Origin of the sequence: Streptoverticillium olivoreticuli subsp. olivoreticuli (assembly GCF_003391135.1) — a bacterium.
Lineage (GTDB): Bacteria > Actinomycetota > Actinomycetes > Streptomycetales > Streptomycetaceae > Streptomyces > Streptomyces blastmyceticus.
The window spans coordinates 6889059-6912767 of the sequence record NZ_CP031455.1 but is presented as its reverse complement, the minus strand read 5'-3'; the positions used below and the strand labels follow the sequence as shown (position 1 = coordinate 6912767).

At 73.4% G+C, this 23709-nt stretch carries 18 protein-coding genes; 4 read left to right on the top strand and 14 right to left on the bottom strand.

The features are described from left to right. Window positions 1–8: 8 nt before the first annotated feature. Complete coding sequence (locus DXZ73_RS30720) at window positions 9–1253, bottom strand: aminotransferase class III-fold pyridoxal phosphate-dependent enzyme (protein WP_425315880.1); 1245 nt, start codon at window positions 1251–1253, stop codon at window positions 9–11. Between the two features lie 256 nt (window positions 1254–1509). On the opposite strand from DXZ73_RS30720, the gene DXZ73_RS30715 reads away from it, so the two are divergent. Next, window positions 1510–2697, top strand: a complete 1188-nt coding sequence (locus DXZ73_RS30715) for a trypsin-like serine peptidase (protein WP_116214244.1) — start codon at window positions 1510–1512, stop codon at window positions 2695–2697. A 70-nt stretch (window positions 2698–2767) separates the two neighbouring features. Here DXZ73_RS30715 and hflX read toward each other — a convergent pair whose 3' ends face one another. The 6 genes from hflX to miaA all read right to left on the bottom strand — a co-directional run bounded on the left by hflX (window position 2768) and on the right by miaA (window position 10824). After that, window positions 2768–4261 carry a GTPase HflX gene (gene hflX / locus DXZ73_RS30710; protein WP_116214243.1) on the bottom strand — a complete coding sequence of 498 codons (1494 nt, stop codon included), beginning with the start codon at window positions 4259–4261 and terminating at the stop codon, window positions 2768–2770. Window positions 4262–4396: 135 nt separating this feature from the next. After that, window positions 4397–5875 (bottom strand): M1 family metallopeptidase, encoded by a 1479-nt coding sequence (locus tag DXZ73_RS30705; protein WP_116214242.1) that lies wholly within the window; start codon window positions 5873–5875, stop codon window positions 4397–4399. Between the two features lie 194 nt (window positions 5876–6069). Then, on the bottom strand, window positions 6070–8199 hold the full coding sequence (locus DXZ73_RS30700; RefSeq protein ID WP_116214241.1) for a RelA/SpoT family protein: 2130 nt from the start codon (window positions 8197–8199) through the stop codon (window positions 6070–6072). A gap of 183 nt (window positions 8200–8382) precedes the next feature. Then, a complete protein-coding gene (dapF, locus tag DXZ73_RS30695; protein WP_116214240.1) occupies window positions 8383–9264 on the bottom strand; it encodes a diaminopimelate epimerase in 882 nt (293 codons plus the stop codon). Window positions 9265–9321: 57 nt separating this feature from the next. Beyond that, complete coding sequence (locus tag DXZ73_RS30690) at window positions 9322–9777, bottom strand: hypothetical protein (protein WP_116214239.1); 456 nt, start codon at window positions 9775–9777, stop codon at window positions 9322–9324. A gap of 108 nt (window positions 9778–9885) precedes the next feature. Continuing rightward, on the bottom strand, window positions 9886–10824 hold the full coding sequence (miaA, locus tag DXZ73_RS30685) for a tRNA (adenosine(37)-N6)-dimethylallyltransferase MiaA (protein ID WP_116214238.1): 939 nt from the start codon (window positions 10822–10824) through the stop codon (window positions 9886–9888). A gap of 195 nt (window positions 10825–11019) precedes the next feature. Between miaA and DXZ73_RS30680 the strand changes: the two genes are divergently transcribed. Both DXZ73_RS30680 and DXZ73_RS30675 read left to right on the top strand, forming a co-directional pair. Then, window positions 11020–11262 (top strand): hypothetical protein, encoded by a 243-nt coding sequence (locus DXZ73_RS30680; protein WP_116214237.1) that lies wholly within the window; start codon window positions 11020–11022, stop codon window positions 11260–11262. A gap of 31 nt (window positions 11263–11293) precedes the next feature. Beyond that, window positions 11294–11539 (top strand): antitoxin, encoded by a 246-nt coding sequence (locus DXZ73_RS30675; RefSeq protein WP_116214236.1) that lies wholly within the window; start codon window positions 11294–11296, stop codon window positions 11537–11539. 185 nt (window positions 11540–11724) lie between these two features. Here DXZ73_RS30675 and DXZ73_RS30670 read toward each other — a convergent pair whose 3' ends face one another. The 3 genes from DXZ73_RS30670 to DXZ73_RS30660 form a co-directional block, all read right to left on the bottom strand. After that, window positions 11725–12435 (bottom strand): class III extradiol dioxygenase subunit B-like domain-containing protein, encoded by a 711-nt coding sequence (locus DXZ73_RS30670; protein WP_116214235.1) that lies wholly within the window; start codon window positions 12433–12435, stop codon window positions 11725–11727. 117 nt (window positions 12436–12552) lie between these two features. Next, window positions 12553–14079 carry a tRNA (N6-isopentenyl adenosine(37)-C2)-methylthiotransferase MiaB gene (gene miaB, locus DXZ73_RS30665; protein ID WP_205519263.1) on the bottom strand — a complete coding sequence of 509 codons (1527 nt, stop codon included), beginning with the start codon at window positions 14077–14079 and terminating at the stop codon, window positions 12553–12555. A gap of 42 nt (window positions 14080–14121) precedes the next feature. Next, window positions 14122–14517 (bottom strand): DUF5997 family protein, encoded by a 396-nt coding sequence (locus tag DXZ73_RS30660; RefSeq protein ID WP_116215968.1) that lies wholly within the window; start codon window positions 14515–14517, stop codon window positions 14122–14124. Between the two features lie 59 nt (window positions 14518–14576). Here DXZ73_RS30660 and DXZ73_RS30655 point away from each other — a divergent pair, with 59 nt between their 5' ends. Next, complete coding sequence (locus DXZ73_RS30655; protein WP_116214233.1) at window positions 14577–15386, top strand: LysR substrate-binding domain-containing protein; 810 nt, start codon at window positions 14577–14579, stop codon at window positions 15384–15386. Between the two features lie 33 nt (window positions 15387–15419). Here the strand turns inward: DXZ73_RS30655 and DXZ73_RS30650 are convergent, their stop codons facing one another. From DXZ73_RS30650 to DXZ73_RS30635, 4 genes are read right to left on the bottom strand one after another with little or no spacing between them, the layout of a single operon-like run. Continuing rightward, window positions 15420–16658 carry a TIGR02679 family protein gene (locus DXZ73_RS30650; RefSeq protein ID WP_240351552.1) on the bottom strand — a complete coding sequence of 413 codons (1239 nt, stop codon included), beginning with the start codon at window positions 16656–16658 and terminating at the stop codon, window positions 15420–15422. Continuing rightward, window positions 16655–20734: a TIGR02680 family protein gene (locus DXZ73_RS30645; RefSeq protein ID WP_116214232.1), complete on the bottom strand. Its 4080-nt coding sequence runs from the start codon at window positions 20732–20734 to the stop codon at window positions 16655–16657. The genes DXZ73_RS30650 and DXZ73_RS30645 overlap by 4 nt, the downstream gene beginning before the upstream one ends. Further along, the gene (locus tag DXZ73_RS30640) at window positions 20731–21975 is read right to left on the bottom strand and encodes a TIGR02678 family protein (RefSeq protein WP_116214231.1); all 1245 of its coding nucleotides are present in this window, start codon (window positions 21973–21975) and stop codon (window positions 20731–20733) included. The genes DXZ73_RS30645 and DXZ73_RS30640 overlap by 4 nt, the downstream gene beginning before the upstream one ends. After that, window positions 21972–23522 carry a TIGR02677 family protein gene (locus tag DXZ73_RS30635; protein WP_116214230.1) on the bottom strand — a complete coding sequence of 517 codons (1551 nt, stop codon included), beginning with the start codon at window positions 23520–23522 and terminating at the stop codon, window positions 21972–21974. Before DXZ73_RS30635 ends, DXZ73_RS30640 begins: the two co-directional genes overlap by 4 nt. Window positions 23523–23709 lie beyond the last annotated feature (187 nt).

The window sequence follows — 23709 nt, the reverse complement described above, 5'->3', positions numbered from 1 at the left end:
CCCCGGAGTCAGGCCGGGGACGCGACACCTGCCTCCTTCGGCATGCTCGGGGTGGGTGCGCGGCGGTGGGTCCGGTCGACCGCGGCGAGGGCGTCCGCCAGGCGGTCGAGGACGGCTTCCGTCTGCTCGTCGGTGATCGTGAGGGGAGGCAGGAGGCGTACGACGGAGGAGTGCGGGCCGCCGAGTTCGACGATGAGCCCTCGGCGCAGGCACTCGCGCCGCACGGCGGCGGCCGGGCCGGGCGCGCATTCGATGCCGATCATGAGCCCCAGCCCCCGCACCTCGCCGACGCAACCGTGGGCCGCCGCCCGCAGCCGCCGGAGCATGTGCGCGCCGAGCGCCGCCGCGCGCCCGGCGAGGTGGTTCTCCCGTACGAATCGCAGGGTCGCCGTGCCCGCCGCCATGGCCAGTTGGTTGCCCCGGCAGGCGTCCGCGCGGTCGTCCGGCGGCCATGCGCCGAGGTCGGCGCGGTGGACGACGGCGGCGAGCGGGAGGCTGCCGCCGATCGCGTGGGACAGCACCATCACGTCGGGCACGATCCCGCTGTGCTCGACCGCCCAGAAGGCGCCGGTGCGGCCCACGCCGGTCGCCGCCTCGTCCACGACGAGGGGGATCGCGCGGGCGGCGGTGACGTCGCGCGCCCGCCGCAGCAGACCGTCCGGCGCGGGGAGCACGGCGCCCTCGCCCGCCACGGGTTCGACGACCACGCCGGCCGGTGCGCGCCCTCCGCTCCCCAGGGTGGCGAGGAACGCATCGGACGGGCCGGAGAGGGCGAGAGAGGTCTCGGCGGGTGCCCCGGAAAGGGTGAGCAGCTCCGTGCGGCCCGTCGCGGCCCGCAGGAGCGCGGAGGCGGCCCGCAGCGCGTCGGCGCCCGTCGGACCGCAGAACCGGATCCGCGCCGCGTCGGCCAGCCCGCGGGGCAGCGTGGCGAACAGCTCGCCGGTGAAGGCTTCCCGTACGGGTGTGGCGAGGTCCGGCGCGTGCAGCGGGGCGCCCGAGTCAAGCACGGCGCGGATCGCTTCGAGCACGACCGGGTGATTGTGACCGAGCGCCAGCGAGCCCGCCCCCGAGGCGCAGTCGAGATAGCGCCGCCCGTCGGCGCCCTCGACCGTCAGCCCCCGCGCGCGCACCGGCACGACCGGCAGCGAGCGGGCGTAGGTACGGGCCGCCGTCTCCCGGGCCGACTGCCGCCTGAGGATGCCGTCACGGGTCCCCGACGGTGACGCGGTCGGCGGCAGCTGGGTCAAGGTCACAGCTCTGGGACCTCCTGGTGCTGAACTCCGGTCGGCTCTCCCCCGTACGTACCAACGACGCCGCGAGCGGCGGAACACGGCCGACCGTCAAGAAGCTTGGGGCCGGAACCGGGGACCCGCTCTCGCCCGTCTCCCACCGCACCGGCATAGTGGGGTCCTGCCACCCCACTGGGGCGGTACATGACAAGTTCATAGGCGGGCGCGCACTGCGCGGGCACCGCTGCGCCAAGAGATCGACTCAGGGGGAACCCACTCCATGCCATCCATCCGCCGGCCCGCGCTGGCAGCGGCCGCTCTGACCGCCGCGCTGGCCCTGACAGCCACCGCGTGCGGCCCTTCCGAGGACAAGGCGTCCGGTAGCGACAAGCCCAGCGCCTCGGCCACCCAGACGGGTGACGACGGCCTCCAGCTGCCCAAGAACCTGCCCTCGTCCCTCAAGGACCTGGACAAGTGGAAGAACGGCGCCTGGAAGAACTGGGACAAGGACCAGTGGCTCCGCGAGGCCCGTGACTTCATCAACCCCATCATCAAGGGCCACTGGAAGCCCGACACCATGAAGGACGCCCGCTCCAGCGACAAGACGCTGTCGAGCAAGGGCGCTCCGGGCACCGCTCCGGGCGCTTCCGGCGACCAGGGTGTCACCGACCCCGAGCCGCAGCCGGTCACGGCCAAGTCGGTCGGCCTGCCGTACCACAACAACGCCGCCCCGGTCGGCAAGGTCTTCTTCGACAGCCCCGAGGGCCACATGGTCTGCTCGGCGACGGTCGTCAAGGACCCGGCACACCCGGGCAAGTCCAACATGGTGTGGACCGCGGGCCACTGCGTGCACGCCGGCAAGAGCGGCGGCTGGTACCGCAACATCGCCTTCGTGCCGTCCTACAACGACAAGGGCCTGCCGGGCACACAGGTCAACACGGCGCCGGTGCAGGACGTCGCTCCGTACGGCGTGTGGTGGGCGGACTGGGCGCAGACGTCCTCGCAGTGGATCACGCAGGGTGCCGAGACCGGTGGCGCCGGTGCTCCCTATGACTTCTCCGTGCTGCACGTGAAGCCGGAGGCCACTTCCGGCAAGTCTCTCGAAGAGACCGTCGGCAACGCCCTCACGGTCGACTTCGACGCCCCGCAGGTGAAGTCCATCCAGTCGATGGGCGCTTGGGGCTACCCGGCCGCGCCGCCCTTCGACGGGCAGAAGATGTACGACTGCATCGACAAGCCGAGCCGGCTGACGATCGAGCCGTCGCAGCCGACCATGTACCGCATCGGCTGCACCATGACCGGTGGTTCGTCGGGCGGCGGCTGGTTCGCCCAGCGCGACGGCAAGGTGGTGCTGGTCTCCAACACCTCCATCGGCCCGGCCAACAGCACCTGGCTCGCGGGTCCGCACCTGGGCCCGGAGGCCAAGGGCGTCTATGACGGCATCAGCCGGAAGTTCGCCAACCAGTAAGCGGTGAAAGCCCGAAGGCCCGCCCCCGGACGGGGCGGGCCTTCGGGTTTCGTACGCGCGCGGCAGCCGGTCAGCCGCGGGCCGCCGGGACATAGCGCTGGAGCTCCGCGGCCAGCTCCTCATGGACCCGCGCCTTGAGGAGCGTGCCCTCCGGGGTGTGCTCCTCGGAGATCACCTCGCCGTCGGCGTGCGTCCGTGCGACGAGGGAGCCCTGCGTGTACGGCACGAGCGCCTCGATCTCGACGGCGGGCCGGGGCAGCTCGGTGTCGATCAGCTGGAGCAGCTCCTCGATGCCCTCACCGGTGCGCGCGGAGACGGCCAGGGAGTGCTTCTCGATGCGCAGCAGGCGCTGGAGCACGAGCGGGTCGGCCGCGTCCGCCTTGTTGATCACGACGATCTCCGGCACGTCGACCGCGCCGACCTCGCGGATCACCTCGCGCACGGCGGCCAGCTGCTCCTCCGGCGCCGGGTGCGAGCCGTCCACCACGTGCAGGATCAGGTCGGAGTCCCCGACCTCCTCCATGGTGGAGCGGAACGCCTCGACGAGGTGGTGCGGCAGGTGCCGTACGAAGCCGACGGTGTCGGCCAGGGTGTAGAGCCGCCCGCTGGGCGTCTCGGCCCGGCGCACGGTCGGGTCGAGGGTGGCGAACAGGGCGTTCTCCACCAGCACACCGGCTCCGGTGAGCCGGTTGAGCAGCGAGGACTTGCCCGCGTTGGTGTATCCGGCGATGGCGACCGAGGGCACCTTGTTGCGCCGGCGCTCCTGGCGCTTGATGTCGCGGCCGGTCTTCATCTCCGCGATCTCCCGGCGCATCTTCGCCATCTTCTCGCGGATCCGCCGACGGTCGGTCTCGATCTTGGTCTCACCGGGACCACGCGTCGCCATGCCGCCGCCGGACGAACCGGAGCCACCGCCACCCATCTGCCGGGAGAGCGACTGGCCCCAGCCTCGCAGCCTGGGCAGCATGTACTGCATCTGGGCCAGGGAGACCTGGGCCTTGCCCTCTCGGGACTTGGCGTGCTGGGCGAAGATGTCGAGGATCAGGGCGGTCCGGTCGACCACCTTGACCTTGACGACGTCCTCGAGATGGATGAGCTGGCCGGGGCTGAGCTCACCGTCGCAGACCACGGTGTCGGCGCCGGTCTCCAGGACGATGTCCCGCAGCTCCTGCGCCTTGCCCGAGCCGATGTAGGTGGCCGGGTCCGGCTTGTCGCGGCGCTGGACGACGCCGTCGAGGACCATGGCGCCCGCCGTCTCGGCGAGCGCGGCCAGCTCCGCGAGGGAATTGTCGGCGTCCTGCGCGGTGCCCGACGTCCACACGCCCACCAGCACCACGCGCTCCAGGCGCAGCTGCCGGTACTCGACCTCGGTGACGTCCTCCAGCTCGGTGGAGAGTCCCGCCACACGGCGCAGCGCCGCGCGCTCGGAGCGGTCGTACTGCGCGCCGTCACGCTCCCCGTCGATCTCGTGGCTCCAGGCGACGTCCTCTTCCATCAGGGCGTCGGCCCGAAGGCTCTCCGGGAGGCTCTGCCGGTCCTGGGGAAGGGAAGAAGAGGAGGTCATTTGATCCTTACGTCGTTGGGAAGTGGTGGCCCCCGGTGAGGGGCCACACCGTCGACAACGTGCGGTGGCCCCCGGAGATTCCCGGGGCCGGCCCCCGCGCCGACGTGTCGATGTTCCCACGCCGCCGCCGGGCCGTCACGCGGGTTTCCGGGTGGGCTTCCAGTCGGGGTGGCCGGGCATGGGCGGGGTCGTGGGCCCGTACAGCCAGGCGTGCAGGAACTGCTTCAGGTCCTGGCCCGAGACCCGGGAGGCGAGGGCGACGAAGTCGTCCGTGGTGGCGGTGGAGTCGCGGTGGCGGGCGACCCACTCGCGCTCCAGTCGCTCGAAGGCGGGTGCCCCGATCTTCTCGTGCAGCGCGTAGAGCACCACGGCGCTGCCGTCGTAGACGACGGGCCGGAAGATGCTGATCTTCTTCCCCGGCGCGGGCCCCTTGGGCGCGGCGGGCGGCCCTCCGTCGACGCGCATGGCGTCGGAGAACTCGTACGCCACGCGCATCCGGTCGGCGAACTTCGTGCCGCCCTTCTCCTCCGCGTAGAGCGCCTCGTACCAGGTGGCATGCCCCTCGTTGAGCCAGAGGTCGGACCACATCCGGGGGCTGACACTGTCGCCGAACCACTGGTGGGCGAGCTCATGGACCATGATCGATTCGAGGTACCAGTCGGGGACGTCGGTCCGGGTGAACAGGGCGCGCTCGAAGAGGGACAGCGTCTGCGTCTCCAGCTCGAAGCCGGTCGACGCGTCGGCCATCAGCACCCCGTAGGTCTCGAAGGGGAACGGCCCGACGCGCTTCTCCATCCAGGCGAGCTGGTCGGGTGTCCTCGCCGTCCACTTCTCCAGCTGCTGCTGCTCGGCGGCGGGCACCACGTCGCGGACGGGCAGTCCCCGCGGGCCGCTGCGGCGGGGGACGACGGACCGTCCGATGGAGACCTGGGCGAGCTCGGTGGCCATGGGGTGCAGGGTCCGGTACGTCCAGGTGGTGTTCTCGCCCTGGGTGACCCGGCTCAGGGGCAGGCCGTTGGCGACCACGGTCAGGTCCTTGGGCACGGTGACGTGGAAGGTGAAGCGGGCCTTGGCGGAGGGGTGGTCGCTGCCGGGGAAGATCCGGTGGGCGGCGTCGGCCTGATTGGCCATGACCAGCCCGTCGCTCGTGCGGACCCAGCCCCCGTCGCCCGCGCCGCGCGGGTCGCTGGTGTGGTGCACCTTGACCGTGAAGCCGTGGTGGGCGGGCAGGGCCCTCGCGGGAGTGACGACCAGGTCCTCCTTGACGGGCGTGAACTCGGCGGGCATTCCGTTGACCTCGATCGAGCGGACGGTGCCCTGGGTGAAGTCCAGGTTGAAGTGGTCCAGCCAGGAGGTGGCCTCGGCCCTGATGGTGGTCACGGCGTCGAGCGGGCGGTCGTTTCCGTGGTAGCCGAGGGCGATGTCATAGGCGACCACGTCGAAACCCGGGTTGCCCAGATACGGGAAGAGCCGGTCGCCGACCCCTTCCGGAGTGGCGACGGGCGGGGCGGAGGCGCCCACCAGGAGGGCTGTGGCGGCAGCCGTGGAGAGGGCGGCCCGGCGGCGTACGGGGCGGCGGCGGTTCGGGGAGCGCGTCCCGGGAGAGTGCGGCATGCGTCCACCGCTATCAGCGCGGGAGGCACCGCCGTCGGCGGCACGACGCCGCCCCACCCGTATGAGCGTTTCGGAAGGCTGTACGAGCGTCACACCGGTGGGCCTTTCCGGGTCGGGCGGGCGCATGGTGTTCCGCGCTCCGGAGTCTCGTTCCCCCCGACTCCGGCGTCGCCCGGAGACCGCCTCCCGTACGGCTACAGCTGTGCTCCGGCGAAGGCGCGCCCCGCCCGCTCGACGTCATAGACCCCCGGGACGCGCCGCATGGCCCGGATCAGCTCCGGCAGTTGAGCGGCATCGGCCAGTTGGAGGGTGTAGGTGTGCCGCACGCGCTGCTCGTGCGGCGGTTCCACCGCGGCGGAGATGACCGCGGCCCCTTCCCCCGCGATGGCCTCGGTGAGGTCGGCCAGCAGGTGCGGCCTGCTGAACGACTCGGCGAGGAGCGTGACCCTGTAGTCGAACGCCCCCGCGCTCTCGGGACTGCTCCAGCACACCTCCACCGGCTCGCGCCCCGAGGTGACCATCCGGCCCACCGCGGGACAGTGCGCGCGGTGCACGGTCACCGCGCCGCCCCGCACGGCGAAGCCGGTGACCTCGTCGGGCGGTACGGGCGTACAGCAGCCGGCGAGCCGCACGCTGGTGGCCGCCAGGTCGGTGCCGTCGGCGGTGACCACGACGGGCCACCGGGCCGCCGGGGCGGTGGAGCGCGGCGGCGGGCAGGGCCGGTCGGGCGTCAGGGGCACGGGCGGGGCGACGGGGTCCGGTACCGGATGGGTGGCCAGCCAGCGCTCGATGGCGATGCGCGCCGCCGGCGTACGGGCGTGCTCCACCCAGTCCGGGGAGGGGCCGGAAGCGGTGTCGCGGGACATCAGCAGCTGGAGGGTGTCGCCGTCGCGCAGGACCGTGCTGAGCGTCGCCAGCCGGCCGTTGACCCGGGCCCCGATGCAGCTGTGCGCGCCGTCCCCGTACTGGGCGTACGCCGCGTCGACGCAGCTCGACCCGGCCGGCAGACCGATCGTGCCCCCGTCGGCGCGGAAGACGGTGACCTCACGGTCCTGGGCCAGTTCGTCCCGCAAGGAGGTCCAGAAGGTGTCGGGGTCGGGCGTGGCCCGCTGCCACTCCAGCAGCCGGGAGAGCCAGCCGGGCCGGGTGGGGTCGACGCGCTCGCCGTCCGCCGCGTCGGGCGTCTCGGGGGTCGCGTACGGGTTCCCCAGGGCGACGACACCGGCCTCGGCGACGCGGTGCATCTGGTGCGTGCGGATGAGCACCTGGGCGGCCTCGCCGCTCGGCCCGGCCACGGCGGTGTGCAGCGACTGGTAGAGGTTGAACTTCGGCACCGCGATGAAGTCCTTGAACTCCGAGACGAACGGGGTGAAGCACGTGTGGAGTTCACCGAGGACCGCGTAGCAGTCGGCGTCCTCCGCGACGAGCACCAGGAGCCGTCCCAGGTCCGAGCCCGTCAGCCTGCCGCGCTTGAGCCGCACCCGGTGGACGGAGACGAAGTGCCGGGAGCGGACCAGGACGTCGGCCGCGATGCCCGCCTCGCGCAGCACGGCGCGCACCCGCTCGGCCGTCTCCACCAGCGGATCGGGGCGGTCCGCGTGGGAGAGGACGAGGTCGCGGGTGCGGGCGTACTCCTCGGGGTGGAGGATCGCGAAGACCAGGTCCTCCAGCTCGGTCTTGAGCGCCTGCACGCCCAGCCGCTCCGCGAGCGGGATCAGCACGTCGCGGGTGACCTTGGCGATGCGCGCCTGCTTCTCGGGACGCATCACGCCGAGGGTGCGCATGTTGTGCAGCCGGTCGGCGAGCTTGATGGACATCACGCGGACGTCGTTGCCGGTGGCGACCAGCATCTTGCGGAAGGTCTCGGGCTCGGCCGCGGCGCCGTAGTCGACCTTCTCCAGCTTGGTGACGCCGTCGACCAGGAAGCGGACCTCCTCGCCGAACTGGCACCGCACCTGATCCAGAGTCACCTCGGTGTCCTCGACCGTGTCGTGGAGGAGGGAGGCGGTCAAGGTGGTGGTCTCGGCGCCCAGTTCCGCGAGGATCAGGGTCACGGCGAGCGGGTGGGTGATGTACGGCTCGCCGCTCTTGCGCGTCTGACCGCGGTGGGAGGACTCGGCGAGGAGATAGGCCCGGCGCAGGATGTCGAGGTCCGCGCCGGGGTGGTGGGCCCGGTGGACCTTGGCGACGTGGTCGATGGCGTCCGGCAGGCGGCCGCGCGACCCGGAGCCGCTGAGCGCCGCGCGCCCCAGCCGCCTCAGGTCGAGACGGGCGCGGCCGCGCCTGCGGCCGAGAGCACCTTCATTGGGGGCCTCCGCGCTCATGGGCACCTCCGGCAGCGTCGACCGGTGGCCGGCCCATCGCCTCCAGACCCCGGTGCTTGATGTTACCGAGCCCATCACGCGCCGCTCACCCGCTCTCGCCCAGAGTGAAACGGATCACCCATTCGAGCGAGCCACGCAGCCAGGAGTTCGGCGGTTGCGCGGAGTCGCGGTAGTGCGGGGCGGTCAGCCGAGCGCCGTGCCCAGCCAGGAGGCGTCGAACGTGCCCTCCGCGACGATCACCGCGGGACCGGTCATCTCGACCGACCCGTCCGGGGACTCGCCGATCACCAGACGGCCGCCGGGCACGTCCACGGTGTAGCTGACGGGGACGCCGGTGAGCGCCGGGTCCGCGCCGTCCCGGCGGGCCGTCGCGACCATCACCGCGCAGGCTCCCGTGCCGCAGGAGCGGGTCTCGCCGGAACCGCGCTCGTGCACCCGCATGGCGACGTGGCGCGGGCCGCGGTCGACGACGAACTCGACGTTGGTACCGTCCGGGTACGCGGTGGCGGGCGTGACCAGGGGCGCGGTGTACAGATTCCCCGCGTCGGCGAGGTCGTCGACGAAGAGGACGGCGTGCGGATTGCCCATGTTGACGTTGCGAGCGGGCCAGCCGCGGTCCCCGACCGTGACGGTGACGTCCCCGTCGGGCAGCAGCGCCTTGCCCATCGAGACGGTGACGTCGCCGCCCGCGCTCTCCTTGGCGATGTGCACCCGGCGGACGCCCGCGCGGGTCGCGACCGCGAGGTCACCGGACCCGGTGAGGCCCGCGCGCTGGAGGTAGCGGGCGAAGACGCGGACGCCGTTGCCGCACATCTCGGCGATGGTGCCGTCGCCGTTGCGGTAGTCCATGAACCACTCGGCCTCGTCGGCCATGGCACGCGCCTCAGGGTGGGCGGCGGACCGCACGACCCTCAGGACGCCGTCGGCCCCGAGGCCCGCGCGGCGGTCGCACAGCCGGGCGACGGCGGCCGGTGACAGCTCGATCAGGCCGTCGTGGTCGGGGATGATCACGAAGTCGTTCTCGGTGCCGTGACCCTTGAGGAAGGCGATCTGCGCGGTGCTCACGCCTCGATGGTACGGGGCACCGCCGACAGGGATCCCGGCGAGGCCGGGCGCCCGCGCTCAGCGCAGGCGTGCCACCCGCCAGACGGCAAGGAAGACGACCACCGCGACGACGGCCACGTAAGCGGCCACGTACCGCCAGTCCGGGCGGTTGCCCGAGCCTCGGGGCGGCAGTCCGGGCCAGGTGTAGCCGACGCGGCGGGCCGCCATCACGGCCCAGCCCGCGGCGCAGCAGCTGATGAGCAGTCCGAGCATGGCCACGACCGGCCCGCCGTCCCCGAACTCGAAGGCGAGCGGGAAGGCGAACATCAGCGAGCCGGTGGCGGCCAGCGCGACGATGGGAGCGAGCTGCCAGGCGCGCAGCCTGCGCTGGGGGCGCAGCTCCCGGAACGAGGCGGGCACCGGGACGGTGACACCGGTCACCGAGCCGTCGGTCTCCTCGGGGCCGTCCGGAGTGAGAGCTTCCGGCTCACCCTGCGGCGGCTGCTGTGGTCTGTCACGAGGGCCGGCCTCCATCGCCACGCGCCCTCCCCACTCGGACTTCACCGCTCGATCGACCGCTTGATGATGGCACGCCCACGCAGGCCGGAAGGGCTTGCATAGCGTCCCGATGCCATCACGTGATCAGGCTGTGACCGCCCGTTCGAGCAACATCAGGGCCTGCCCGGGAAGTTCCGCCCTCCGGTCGGCGGCGCCGCTCAGCCAGTGGACGCGGCCGTCCCGGCGGAACCACGAGTCCTGCCGCCGCGCGAACCGCTTCGTGGCCCGTACGGTCTCGGTGCGCGCCTCCTCCTCGGTGCACTCCCCGGCGAGGAAGGCGAGCACCTGCTGATAGCCGAGCGCCCGCGAGGCGGTGCGCCCTTCGCGCAGGCCCTCGCGCTCCAGGGCGCGCACCTCGTCGACGAGACCGGCGTCCCACATGCGGTCGACCCGGACGGTGATCCGCTCGTCCAGCTCCGGGCGCTCGACGTCGACACCGATCTGCAACGCGTCGTACACGGGCTTTTCACCGGGCAGGTTGGCGGTGAACGGCTTGCCGGTGAGTTCGATGACCTCCAGGGCGCGCACGATGCGGCGGCCGTTGCCGGGCAGGATCGCGCGGGCGGCGGCGGGGTCGGCGGCGGCGAGCCGCTCGTGCAGGGCGCCGGGGCCCGCTTCCGCCAGTTCGGCCTCCAGGCGGGCGCGTACGGCCGGATCGGTGCCGGGGAAGTCGAGGGCGTCGATCGTGCCCTTGATGTAGAGACCTGACCCTCCGACGAGCACGGGGGTGCGGCCCTCCGCGAGCAGTCTGTCGATCTCGGCGCGGGCGAGCCGCTGGTACTCGGCGACGCTGGCGGCCTCCGTGACGTCCCAGATGTCGAGCAGGTGGTGCGGTACGCCCTGACGCTCGTCGAGCGTCAGTTTGGCGGTGCCGATGTCCATGCCCCGGTAGAGCTGCATGGAGTCGGCGTTGACCACCTCACCGCCCAGGTGCTGGGCGAGGGCGACGCCGAGATCGGACTTGCCGGCCGCCGTGGGGCCGACGACGGCGATGACCCGCGGGGCGGGACGTGCGTTTTTCACCGGGTTTTTCACCGCATCAGTCTCGCAAACCTTTGGCGCGCCCCTCGAACGAGCGACGTGACGCGACGCTGTCGGTTTCGTTGCCTGTTGCGAGGTTCCGAGAGCCGGTTCACGGGCCGGTGTCCGGAAGCGGCGCAATGGGACGCTCCGGGCGACGCGGGGCTTCGCTCACACCAGTAAGGTAATGGAGTAGATATGGGCGTGTTTTCAAGGTTTCGCCGCAAGAAGGCCGAGGCGTCAACCGAAGAGGCGGCGACAGCCACTCTGACGACGGAATCGGCCGACGAGGCGGCGACCACCGAGACCGCCGAGGCGGCGCCGGAGAAGTCCGGCGAAGCCGAGGCGGAGGCCGCACCGGCCGAGGGAGTCGAGATTCCCAAGCAGCAGTCCGCGGAGAAGGCGGCGGACAGCGAGGCCGGTGAGGGCGCCCGTAAGTAGCTTCCGACCAGGAAAGACGAGGGAAGGCGCCATGGGCCTGTTGGACAATCTCAAGGCCAAGCTCGGTCCCGTGAAGGACAAGGTCGGCGACCTCGCGCAGCAGCACGGGGACAAGATCGAGCAGGGGTTGGAGAAGGCCGCCAAGGTCGTCGACGAGAAGACCAAGGGCAAGTACAGCAGCCAGATCCAGACGGGCACCGGCAAGGCCAAGGACGCCATCGACCGCCTCGCCGAGAAGGACGGCAAGGACGACGGTCCGGGCTCCACGGCCTCCTGAGATCTCGTCGACGACGGGCCGCGGAGCAGGAGCTCCGCGGCCCGTCGTCGTTTCCGCGCTCGCGGAGCGGGCGGCCCTGTGAGCCGCTCTCCCGTCCGTACAGGTGCGGGGGCAACCCGAACCACGGCGGGGCAGTCGTACGCCGTCAGCGCGGCCCTGGGCCCCTCTCCGGGGCGGCGCCCGCGCTAGGACCAGGTCGCGACGAAGTACCCCACACCGTAGGGGGCGTCGTCGTGGAGCAGCTCGCCCTTCAGGCCGGCCCCCTCCCCCGCGCCGGCGAGGACCTGCCAGGGTGCCCGCCCCGCGGCTTTGAGCTCATGGGCCAGCTCCGCGTCGAGCGCGGCCAGCGCGCCGGTGTCGGCGGCGCCCAGCGCCCGCGCGGCCTCGGCGTCGAATCCTTCGGCCCGGTCGTCGAGGTATCCGGGGGCCTTGAGGGTCCGGCAGGCGCTGCCGTCACCCATGACCAGCAGCGCGACCCTGTCGTCCCCCGCGACCAGTCCCCGGCCGGTGTCCAGGCAGCGCCCGGCCTCCAGCGTGTCCCCGACGCCCAGGCCCTCGACGGGCGCGGCGGCCCAGTCCGTACGCCCCAGCAGCCAGCCCGCCACGGCCAGGGACTGCGGCAGTTCCCGGTCTCCGGCGGGGTCGCCGTGTCCGAGCCGTACGTCGACGTCCACGCCGAGACCGCGGAAGGATCCGGTCGCGCCCTGGGGGTGCGTCCCCTGTCCGGCGGAGTCGGCCGGGCCGAGGACCACGAGCCGGTCCGGGCGCGCCGCGGCCAGCACCGCAACGGCGTCGAGGCACGCGGCCCGCAGGCCGTCGAGCTCGGGCGCGGCCCCGGAGGCGACCTCGGGCACCAGCAGGGGCGGACAGGGGCAGACAGCGGCGGCGACGAGCATGTCGGCACCCTAACAAGCGCTGTACGGCGTCAGGGGAAGCCGCACGGTCAGGGCGGTGCGACCGGCACGGTGTCCTCGTCGTACCGCGGGCCGTCCCGGTTCTCCCCCTGTGGCCCGTCAGTCGCAGCCGCAGCCCGCGGCGGCCGGGGCCGGCGTCGGGGCGGGGGCCCCGATCGTCGGGATGCCCAGCATCACGCCGGACGGCTTCTCGGCGGGCGCGGCGTTGCGCTTCTCCCAGGCGTCACCGGCGCGCGTACGGCGGACGGCGAGCGCCGGGCCCTCGGCGAGCAGGTGGTGCGGGGCGGCATAGGTGATCTCGACGGTCACCACGTCGCCGGGCCGGACCGGCTCGTCCGGCTTGGTGAAATGCACCAGGCGGTTGTCGGGGGCACGGCCGGAGAGGCGGCGGGTCGCGTCGTCCTTGCGGCCTTCCCCCTCGGCCACCAGGACCTCCAGCGTCCGGCCGACCTGCTTCTTGTTCTCGTCCCAGGAGATCTCCTCCTGGAGGGCGACCAGGCGCTCGTAGCGCGCCTGCACGACCTCCTTGGGGATCTGCCCGTCCATGTCGGCGGCCGGGGTGCCCGGCCGCTTGGAGTACTGGAACGTGAAGGCGTTCGCGAACCGGGCCTCGCGCACGGTGTGCATGGTCTGCTCGAAGTCCTCCTCGGTCTCGCCGGGGAAGCCCACGATGATGTCGGTGGAGATGGCGGCGTCCGGCATGGCGGCGCGGACCTTGTCGATGATCCCCAGGAAGCGCTCCTGGCGGTACGAGCGGCGCATCGCCTTGAGGACGGTGTCCGAACCGGACTGGAGCGGCATGTGCAGCTGCGGCATCACGTTGGGCGTCTCGGCCATCGCGGCGATGACGTCGTCGGTGAAGTCCCGGGGGTGCGGGGAGGTGAAGCGCACGCGCTCCAGGCCCTCGATCGCGCCGCACGCGCGCAGCAGCTTGGAGAACGCCTCGCGGTCGCCCATGTCGGAGCCGTAGGCGTTGACGTTCTGCCCGAGGAGGGTGATCTCGGTGACGCCCTCGGCGACGAGCGCCTCGACCTCGGCGAGGATGTCGCCGGGGCGGCGGTCCTTCTCCTTGCCGCGCAGCGCCGGGACGATGCAGAAGGTGCAGGTGTTGTTGCACCCGACGGAGATGGAGACCCAGGCCGCGTACGCGCTCTCGCGCCGCGTCGGCAGCGTCGAGGGGAACGCCTCCAGGGACTCGGCGATCTCGACCTGTGCCTCTTCCTGGACGCGGGCGCGCTCCAGCAGCACCGGCAGGGCGCCGATGTTGTGCGTGCCGAAGACGACGTCCACCCAGGGCGCCCGCTTGACGATCGTGTCGCGGTCCTTCTGGGCGAGGCAGCCGCCGACGGCGATCCGCATCCCGGGCCGCTTCGTCTTCATGGGGGCCAGCCGGCCGAGGTTGCCGTAGAGCTTGTTGTCGGCGTTCTCCCGCACCGCGCAGGTGTTGAAGACGACGACGTCGGCGTCGCCCTCGTCGGTGCCCTCGGGCGAGCGGACGTAGCCCGCGTCCTCCAGCAGACCGGAGAGCCGCTCGGAATCGTGGACGTTCATCTGGCACCCGTAGGTGCGCACCTCGTATGTTCCCTTGACGTCCACTGCCTGGCTCCGGTCACCGCTGCTGGTCATTCCTCAAGGGTAAGGGGGCACCGGAGCGGCTCCCGCCAGAGGTCAGGAACGCGGCTGGTCGGCCTGCTCCGCCTTCTTCTCCTTGACGCGGACGGCTTCCTTGCGGACCTCCGCCTGGGTGGCGCGCTCCCGCTGCAGCCACTCGGGGCCTTCCTGCTTCAGGGCGTCGATCTGCTCCGTGGTGAGCGCCTCGGTGACCCCGCCACGGGCGAGACCCGAGATGGAGACGCCGAGCTTCGCCGCGACCACCGGACGCGGGTGCGGGCCGTTGCGCCGCAGCTCCAGCAGCCACTGGGGCGGGTCGGCCTGCAGCGCGTTCAGTTCGGCGCGCGAGACGACGCCCTCCTGGAACTCGGCGGGGGTGGCCTCGAGGTACACACCCAGCTTCTTCGCCGCGGTAGCGGGCTTCATCGTCTGGGTGGTCTGGTGCGACTTCATGGTGTCAAGGGTATCGAGCATGTGCGCTACCTCCGACCACGAGCGGCTAACCTTGCGGAGTGACAGGCTCGGATGTATCCCCTTCGTTCCGGCTCGCCTACGTCCCGGGGGTGACGCCCACGAAGTGGGTGCGGATCTGGAACGAGCGGCTGCCCGAAATCCCGCTGACTCTCGTCGCGGTGCCCGCCGCCGAGGCGTGTGACCTGCTGCGCGGCCGCGGCGCCGACGCGGGCTTCGTACGGCTGCCGGTCGACCGGGACGACCTCAGCGCGATCCCCCTCTACACCGAGACGACCGTGGTCGTCGTCCCCAAGGACCACGTCGTGGCGGCGGTCGAGGAGGTCTCCGCCGAGGAGCTGGCCGACGAGATCGTCCTGCACCCCCTCGACGACACCCTCGGCTGGGAGCGGCTGCCGGGGCGGCCCGCGATCGAGCGGCCCGCCACGACGGCGGACGCCATCGAGCTGGTGGCGGCGGGGGTGGGAGTGCTCGTCGTCCCGCAGTCGCTCGCCCGCCTGCACCACCGCAAGGACCTCACGTACCGGCCGCTCACGGACGCCCCCGAGTCGCGCGTCGCGCTGTCGTGGCCGCAGGACGAGACCACCGACCTGGTGGAGCAGTTCATCGGGATCGTGCGCGGCCGGACCGTCAACAGCACCCGGGGCCGTCCCCCGGCCGCGGCGCAGCCCAAGCGGGGGCGCACCGAGGCGGGCGGCGCGCAGCGCAAGCCCGCGGCGGGCAAGTCGGCCGGCCGGAATCCGCGGAGCGGCTCCGGCGGTGCCAAGGGCGGGGGCGGCGCCAAGGGCGGGAAGAATCCGCGCAGCGGTTCCGGCGCCCCCAAGCGCGGCAAGCCTCGCCGCCGGTCGTGAACCGGGGGCGATGAGCGGACCCACCGCGTGTGATCACGCGAGGTCCGCGAGGAGAAGCTCCAGGGCCACCTCCTCCTCGACGCGGACGCAGAGCTCGGCCAGGGCCGTGGCCAGGTCCGGGTCCCAGGGGGCAGCGGCCGGTGCGCCCGTCAGGGGCGGCAGCGAGGGGGCCGTGGCGGTCATGGCGCGGTAGTCGGCGGCTGTGTACCGCCAGGGGTGCCAGGGCACGCTGCGCAGCAGCCCGCCCGCGATCCGGAGTCCGCCCCAGTCGAAGTCGCCGTGGTAGAGCAGCGTCGCACCGCCCTCGTGGAGGTGGCGCAGGAGAGTGAGGGCGGCGGCGGACGGCTGGCCCTGGAGGCAGACCAGAGGCGGGCAGTCGGCGCCGTGGGCATCGGCGGCGGCCGCCAGGACGGCGGGGTTCTCGCAGATCCGTACCGTCGTCGGCGCCGCTGCCGGCGGTCGGCGCACGAGTTGACGGAGCGTCAGCACTGCGGGCTCCCCCGTCCCTGCCATCCAGTCGAGGGCGGGGGTGCCGCGCACGTTCAGGACGAGGACGGTCGAGGACACGTCGTCGCGCAGCAGTCCCGCCGACGCCCACACGTCGCGCCGCCATGCGGCGCCGCTGCCGTCGGGGAAGCCGGTGAGGGCCCGGATGCCGGACAGGGTGACGGTGGCCAGAGGCGTTCCGTCGTCCAGTGCGTGCGCGCTGCCGAGCTCGCGGGCGGCGAAGGCGGGCACGGACAGGGCGGGTTCGGCCGGGAGCCCGCGGAGCGCTCTCGCGGTGTCGGCCAGCAGGGGGCGGGCGGCGTCGGGGGTCCGGGCCAGGCGGCGCACGAGACCGTCCCTGCGCAGCCGGGCGGTCCAGCCCGCGAGGTGGGGCAGGTCGCGGCCGAGCGCGTCGAGTGGCTCGAACGCCTCGTCCCAGGCGCGGGATTCGTCGTCGCGGGCCCGGCGGATCGGGGTGACGGGTCCTGTCAGGGCGGTGACGGCCACGGCGAGGCCGTCCGGGCTGATGCCGGAGCGGCGCAGGACGGCGTCCACGGCGTCGAGCCGTACGGACAGCGACCGGCCGGCGCGCGGGGCGCGGCCCAGCAGGCGTTCCGCCGCCGCCCGCTGGGCCTCGGTGGGGGCGGCCAGTGACACGGGCCCGGTGAGGGGCTGCTCGCGTTCGAGGCGCCGCCGTATCCGCTCGACCAGCCAGGCGAGGTCGGGGGCGCCGAGCAGGCGGCGCAGGCGTTCGAGGTCGATCGCGCCGGAGGCCGTGGCGTTCACGTCCACAGGGTCTCCTGCTCCTGTGGCTCCGCCGGGGCCTCGGCCTGTTCCCGTGCGGGCGCCGGGTCCTCGCGGCGCAGGCGCGCGCTGCCGTCCCACTCCCAGCGGGTGACCAGGACCGCCGAGACGTCGTCGACCCGCGAGAGCTGCGCGATGGCGATGCCGGGCACCTGCGGGTAGCACGCCCACTCCCGTTCGCTGGTCATCACCACGTCCAGGTCGAAGGCGTGCAGCAGGCCGAGGCACTTGGCGCGCGAGTCGTCGTCGACACCGGCGAAGGCCTCGTCGAGGGTGACCAGGCGCGGCGCGTACGGATTGCCCGCGCTCGCGTAGTGCGAGGACGCGGCGGCGAACAGGGGCACGGAGACGGCGAGGACCCGTTCGCCGCCCGAGGCGGGTCCGGTGGCCGGGACCCAGCGGCCCTGCTGGTGGCGCTCGATGCCGAATTCGTGCCAGGAGCGGTAGTCGAGTGCCGCGGTGAGGTGTTCCAGCCAGCTGCCGACGGCGTCGCCGGTCTCCTGCTGGGCGATCTGTGCCTGCAGGAACTCGCCGACCGCCGTACGGTCCTCCGGGGTCCATGCGTCGGCGGACTGGAGCAGGCGGGCCCGCGCCTGTGCGAGGCCGGCCGGTGCCTTGCGGGAGGCCCGCCACACCAGGCGCAGTTTCATGCCGGTCGAGGTGGGGCGCTCCTCCAGTTCGGTGTTCATCGCCTGCACCCGCCGTTCGGCCCTGCCGATCATTTCCTGGAGCGTGCCCGCCACCTCGGTGATCAGATGGTTCTCGAGGATCTCCCGCTCGTGGGCGGTCAGGATGCGGGTGAGCTCGCCGACTTCTGCGGCGAGTGCCTCGGCGAGTTCGGGTACGGCGCGTTCGCGGCCCTGGTAGACGATGTCGACGATCATGCCGTCCTCGACCATGCGGGCGGACGCGGTGTGCCCGTGCCGGGACAGTGCGTCCTGCAGGGTCTTGAACTCCTCGCTGAGGCGTCGCTGTACGCGCTCCCAGGCGCCGTCGGAGTCGTCCGTCCGGGACAGCTCGGTCTCGATGGAGCGGGCCAGGGCGACGGCGGGGGTGGCCGCCCAACTGCCTTCTCGCGGCGACGGTACGACGAGGTCGGGCAGGGCGACCCCGATCAGACCGGTGGCGGCGAACCGCTGGAGGGACGCGACCGCCTCGGAGCGGGCCTCGACGGCCTCGTCCAGGCTCCGTTCCAACTGCTCGATGCGGCCTTCGGCGCGGCTGGCCCGCCGGTCCGCCTCCGTGCGCCGCTCGCGGGTCCTGCGCTGCTCGGCGCCGCACTCGCGCAGGGCGGCCGCGGTATCGGCCAGGCGCCGTTCCAGTTCGGTGACGGCCGCGCCGACCGTGGAGCGCAGGGTGCGGTGGCGCTCGTCCGCGGCGGCGGCGTCGCGGGCCGCCTCCTCGGCGCGCAGCGTGTGCTCGGCGGTCCGCTGCCCCGCCTGTTCTGCCTCCTCCCGCTCCTCGCCGACCCGGCGGGCCGCCTCGGCGCGCTCCCGCAGGGCGGGCCACAGGTCGGCCAGGACGAGGGCGAGGCCGGCGAGGGCCTGGCGCACGGCGGCGAGCCCGTCCCGGTCGGTGGGCAGGCCCAGGTCGGCGGCGGTCGTGTCGCGTTCGGCCACGGCCCGTTCCGCGGCCCGGACGGCCTCGGTGAGGTCGGCGGACCGCCCGTCGCGCCGGTCGCGGTCACGGCGCACGGTGTCCGCCGCCGCGGCCGCACGGGCGTACGCCTGCCTGAGCGGCGCGTCGTCGGGCACGGCGGCCAGTTCGGCGTCGAGCCCGCGGCGGCGGACCGCGACGGCCTCCGCCTGGGCCGCGACGGCCGCCAGTTCCTCCTGGAGCGCGTGGAGTTCGGTGTTCAAGGCGGCGATGCGGGAGCGCCGTGCTTCTTCACGCGCGCCCTCGCCGACGTATTCGGCGGAGGGCTTGGCCCAGCGGCCGGTGAGCGCGCCGATGCGGAAACGCCCGTCGGGCGCCGCCCACGCGTTGGCGTCCGCGTCCTGGCCCAGCCCGATCGTCGCCAGCAGCCGCGCGACGGTCTCCTCGCCGACGGCCGCGGCCCGGGCGTCACCGTGGTCCACTGCCGGGCGCAGCACGTCGGCCAGCGACCGCCCGGGCACCGGCCAGGTCCGCGGGGCGAGCAGCACGTCGTGCCCGTCGGCGTCCAGGGCCGCGCCGTCGGGGCGCACCCAGGCGTCCAGCAGGCCGGATGCCTCAAGTGCCGCTTCCAGCCCGGCGCGTTCGGCGTCGCCGAGTCCGTCCCGGAAGTCGACCAGCCGCCACAAGGGGGCGCCGGGCAGGCGATCGCGGAGCCCCGGGGTGCGGGTGTAGGGGGCCTTCGGGCCGCGCTGGCCGCCGGCTTCGAGCGCGGCCAGCTCCTGCTGCCCTTCTTGCCGGCGTGTCTCCAGCTCCGCCTTGCGGTGTGCCAGACCGGCCGTGTGGTCGGCCAGTTCCGCCGACGCGGTGCTGTGGGCGCGTGCGGCGTGGGCGCGCGCCGGGCACGGTCCGTCGAGGTGCCGCGTCCACTCCTGGGTCTCGTCGAGGAGGCCGGCCGGATCGGGGAACGTCAGCTCCCGGCAGGCGCCGACGTGTTCGCGTACGGCGTCCAGCAGCGCCTGGCCGGCCGCTGCCGCGGCCTCCTCCTGCCGACTCTGCGCGTCGGCCGCGAGCGCGAGATCGGACTCCGCCTCGTCGAGCCGCCGGGAGGCCGCGCGGCGCTCGCCCTCCGCTCTCCCGGCGTCGTCCGCGAGGCGCTCCACATGGGCGAGGGTGCGCTGCCTGCGGGCCGTGGCCTCCTCGGCCGTGTCCCGGGTCAGCTCCTCGGGCAGGGCGACCCGGGCGGCCGCGGCGGCCTCCCGCACGCGGACGAGGAGGGCGTCGGCACGGTGCTCCGTCGCGCCGAGTCTGTTCTCGGCCGCGCCGAGCCGCTGCAGCGCCCGGGTGTGCAGCCGGGCGGCCTGCTCGCGGTCGGCTTCCGCGCGTTCTTGTGCCTGCGCCGTGCGGGCCGCCTCCCCGGCGGCCTGCTCCAGCTCGCGGGCGCTGCGCATCTCGGGGCCTTCGCGCAGGGCGGCTTCCTGGGCCCGCAGGCGCGTCTCGGTCTCCTCCAGGGCGGCGACGCGCTCCTCGGCCGCCGCCCTGTCCTCCTCCGCGCGGGCCTTGTGCGTCTGCTCCTCGGCGAGGTCCCGCTGGAGGCGTTCGTAGCGGGAGTGCTCGCTGCGCGGGAGCCGGGCGCGACGGCGGGTGGCGATGCGGGCGTAGCGCCGGTAGTGGTCCAGGAAGGCCGAGGCGGCGCGCTCGGCCTCGGCGGCGGCGCGCAGTTCCTCCTTCTCCTCGTCCAGGGAGCGGAAGGACTCCGCCGCGTCGGCGACGACCGCCTGGTCCACGGGCGGCAGTGCCTCGGTCAGGGCCCGGGAGAGGGCGGCCTCGTTGGGGCGCTTGGACAGCTGGGGCTGGCGCAGTTGGACGAGCAGGTCGACGAGGGCGGCGTACCGCTGCTCGCCGAGTCCGAACAGTGCCTCGTCGACGGCCCTGCGGTACGTCCTGGCCTGGTCGTACACCATGCCGCGGCCGGCGACCGCCTCGGCGAGCCGGTCGCGGGACAGCGCGGTACGGGTGGGGTCGAGCAGGCTGAGTTCCCGGCCGACGCGCTGGTCGGTGACGGCGTACCAGTGGCGGGCGATACCGCGCCCGGTGACGGCCTTGAGACCGCAGGCGAGCGTACGGAACTGTTCCTCGCCGCTGGTGTCGTCGCGCCTGCCGAACTCGATCCAGGTGTAGCCGAGCCGTTCGGAGTGCGGGTGTTCGCCGCCGAGGAGGAGGTTCCACTCCATGCGCTTGCCCGGGTCGCCGTCGGGCTCGACGCGGCGCGGGGAGAGGTCGCCGTCCAGCAGGAAGGGCAGCGTCAGGGCGAGGACCTTGGACTTGCCGGTGCCGTTGTTGCCGCGCAGCAGGAGGCGTCCGTCGCGGAAGTGGAACTCCTCCTCGTCGTAGTGGAAGAGGTCGACGAGCCCGATGCGCAGGGGCTGCCAGCGGGAGCGCGTGGGGACGGGTAGGGCGGTCAACTCTGCTGTGCCTTTCGCTGCTGAGGCATGCGCGTGGTGCGCGGGACACCCGGTTCGAGGACGACCGTCTCGCCGACGGCGTACCGGGCGAGGGCCGGGCGCGGCGCGATCTTGTCGTCGCGGCGGGCGATGAGCCGGAGGGCGGAGAGCTTGGCGAGTGCCTGCTCGACGAGTTCGCCCTCCGCGCCCGGTTCCCTGGCGGACTTGGCCCAGAATCCGCCGTGTTCGGCGGCGAGCTCGCGGACCTTCTGCTGGAGGTCGTCGGTGGTGACAGGTCCGTCCGCTGCCGCGAGGTGTTCGGCGAGCAGCAGGGTGATGTGGCCGTGGGTGCCCTGTTCGGGCATGCGGACGTCGGTGAGGTCGTCGTCGGGGTCGACCATGGCGATGCCCTCGGCCCGTACTTCCGCGACGAGCCCGGTCAGCTCGGTGATGCGGGCGGTGAGGAAGCCGCGCTGCCGGGTGAGGTAGGCGAGCTCCGCGTCGGTCAGCTCGTCGTAGTACAGCACCGGGTCGTCGAGCAGCCGGCGGGTCAGTGAGCGGCGCATCGCGCGGAACCTCAGGTCGTCGCTGTCCAGGGCGGTTTCGGCGACCAGTTCGGCCAGGCGCTCGTCGAAGCCGGCGGCGCGGACCGTGGAGGGGCCCCGGCGGGTGGCGAGCAGCCCGGCGAGCACGCGCCGCTCGACGTCGTACAGGACGTCGCCCGCCCCGTTGACGTATGCCTCCTCGTCACCGGCGACCCGCCGCAGGACGCCGAACTTCAGCAGGAGCCGTACGACGGCTGCGAGGTCGAGGCGCTCGTCGCGGCGGTCCAGGGTGAAGTGGATCCCGGCAGCCGTCAGATGGGGGTCGGCGGCGTCCAGGACGACCTGATCGGCGAGGCGGCCGAGCGCGATCTGCGACTCGCCCCGCTCGAGGGCGGCGAGAGCGAGGCACAGCAGGACATAGCGGCGGCGGGTGAAGGGGGCGCCGGCCCGGCTGGCCTCGCGCGCGGGGTGCGTCGGGTCGGTGAGGGTGCCGGGGATCTTCCGCAGCCGGGCGGACTCGGCGTCGGCCTGGAGGGACCAGCCCGTGTTGCGGTCGAACCACTCGCGCAGTTCGGAGGCGTGGCGGCGGACGAGCCGGAAGTCGTCGGCGTGCGGTCCGTGCGCGAGCAGGAGAGGCTCCTTGAGCAGGGCTCGGGCGGCCTTGCGCAGGTCGGCGGAGTGCTGCCCGTCCAGGACCTCGGCGAGGGGGGTGCTCATCGCCTGCTGTCCCCCTCCGTGAGGTCGATGATCTCGACGGTGTGGTCGGGGCCCCGGAACGTACCGCCGGGGGTGGTGATCTCGGCGGTCGAGCCGTCGTCGAGCACCGTGAGCCGGATTTCCATCGAACCGTCGTTGCTGGTGGCGGTGGTGCGGGTCATGCCGGGCCGCCAGGTGGCGAGGGCGTCGCCGAGGAGTTGGAGGAAGAGGCCGAAAGCGAGCGGGTCGAGTTCGCCGAGCGCGGAGAGGCGGGTGATCCCGTCGGTGGTGAGCCGTGCGCGGGCGGCGGCGGTCTCCGCGGCCTGTCTGGCGGCGATCCCGGCGAGGTGGCGGCGCGCCCCGGAGCGGTCCTCGACCTTGTGGGGCTTGCCGCGCCGTTCGTAGCTGCCGGTGCGCCGCAGCTGTGGGCTGATGCGCAGGGGGGCGGCCTCGGCCCACGGGGTGGCGGCGGGCACCGGCCGGGCCGTGCGGGCGGCGAGGGTCTCGGCGTCGACGGTGAGGTGGCGGGTGGGGTGGAGACCGAAGGCGGTGCGCCACAGGCGGTGCCGGGCGTCGTCGTCGGGCGCCTCGGCGAACCAGCGGGCGAGGGTGCGGAAGTCGGCGGAGCGGTCCGAGCGCCCGGCTCTGCGCTCGTTGAGCGCCCGTACGACGGCGAGGAGCTGGGGGATCGCCCCGAGTGCCCGGCCGCGCAGCAGCCGCGCCTGCGACTCGCGCCCGTCCCGGCTGACGAACCAGGCCGCCAGCCCGTCCCAGCGCCCCGTCCACCGCGCGTACGCCTCCCGCTCGGCGTGCGCGGCGTCCTCCGGGGAGGCGTCGGCGGCCTCGCGGGCGGCGGCGGTCCGCAGCAGCGGCTCGATCCGGTCCTCCGACTCCAGGATCAGCTGGGCGATGCGCCCGCCGAGAGTGATCAAGTCCTGGATGAACCGCTCCAGATACTGGATGAGCCGGTCCTTGTAGGCGAGGAAGACCTCCTCGCCTACGTCGTGCAGGTCGATGGTGCGCTGCAGGGAGCCCATGAAGGCACGGGCGTTGTCGGCGAGGGCCGCGAACCGGCTCGTCAGCGCGTCGAGTGCGAGGTACGTCTTGGCCGGGTCGGGTTCTTCCTCGGCTCCCAGGACGAGCAGGGCCCGCAGCTGGGTGACGATGTCGTGCAGTGCGACGGCCTGCAGGGCCCCGCGCCGGCCGAGCGCCTCGTCATAGGCGGAAAGCGCCTCCTCCGCCGCCTCACCCGCCTGGGTGAGCTGGTAGACGAACCGCTTGCGGTAGAAGTCCTCCACGGCGGTGACTCGCGCGGTGTCGGGATCGGCGCGCAGATTGCCCCACTCGACGAGGCTGTCGAGTGCCTTGGCCACGGTGTCGAGTTCGGCGGGGCGCTCACCGGCGGGCAGGGCGGCATGCACGTCCTCGGGGCGCAGGTGCACCGCGAACCGCTCCTTGGCGGCGAGGAACGTCCGCATCGTCCGCCGGTAGAGGGCGGAGTTGGGTGCGGTGAGGTGCGCGAACGTGGCGTATCCGGTGAGGTCCGGAGTCTCGGGCGTCGGGGTCATCGCCCGGTCATTCTGTCCGATGAACCCCCGGCCCCGACAGAAAAAGCAGGGAACATCACAGATCGCGACCGTCTGCGTACGTCTTCGTCAACGCGCCGCCGGGCAGGCCCGGTTCCGCGACCACAGGGCCGATGGCGCGGCGGTCGCCCTTCCGCCCCTCTGCCGAAGCCCGGCCGGGACTGACAGG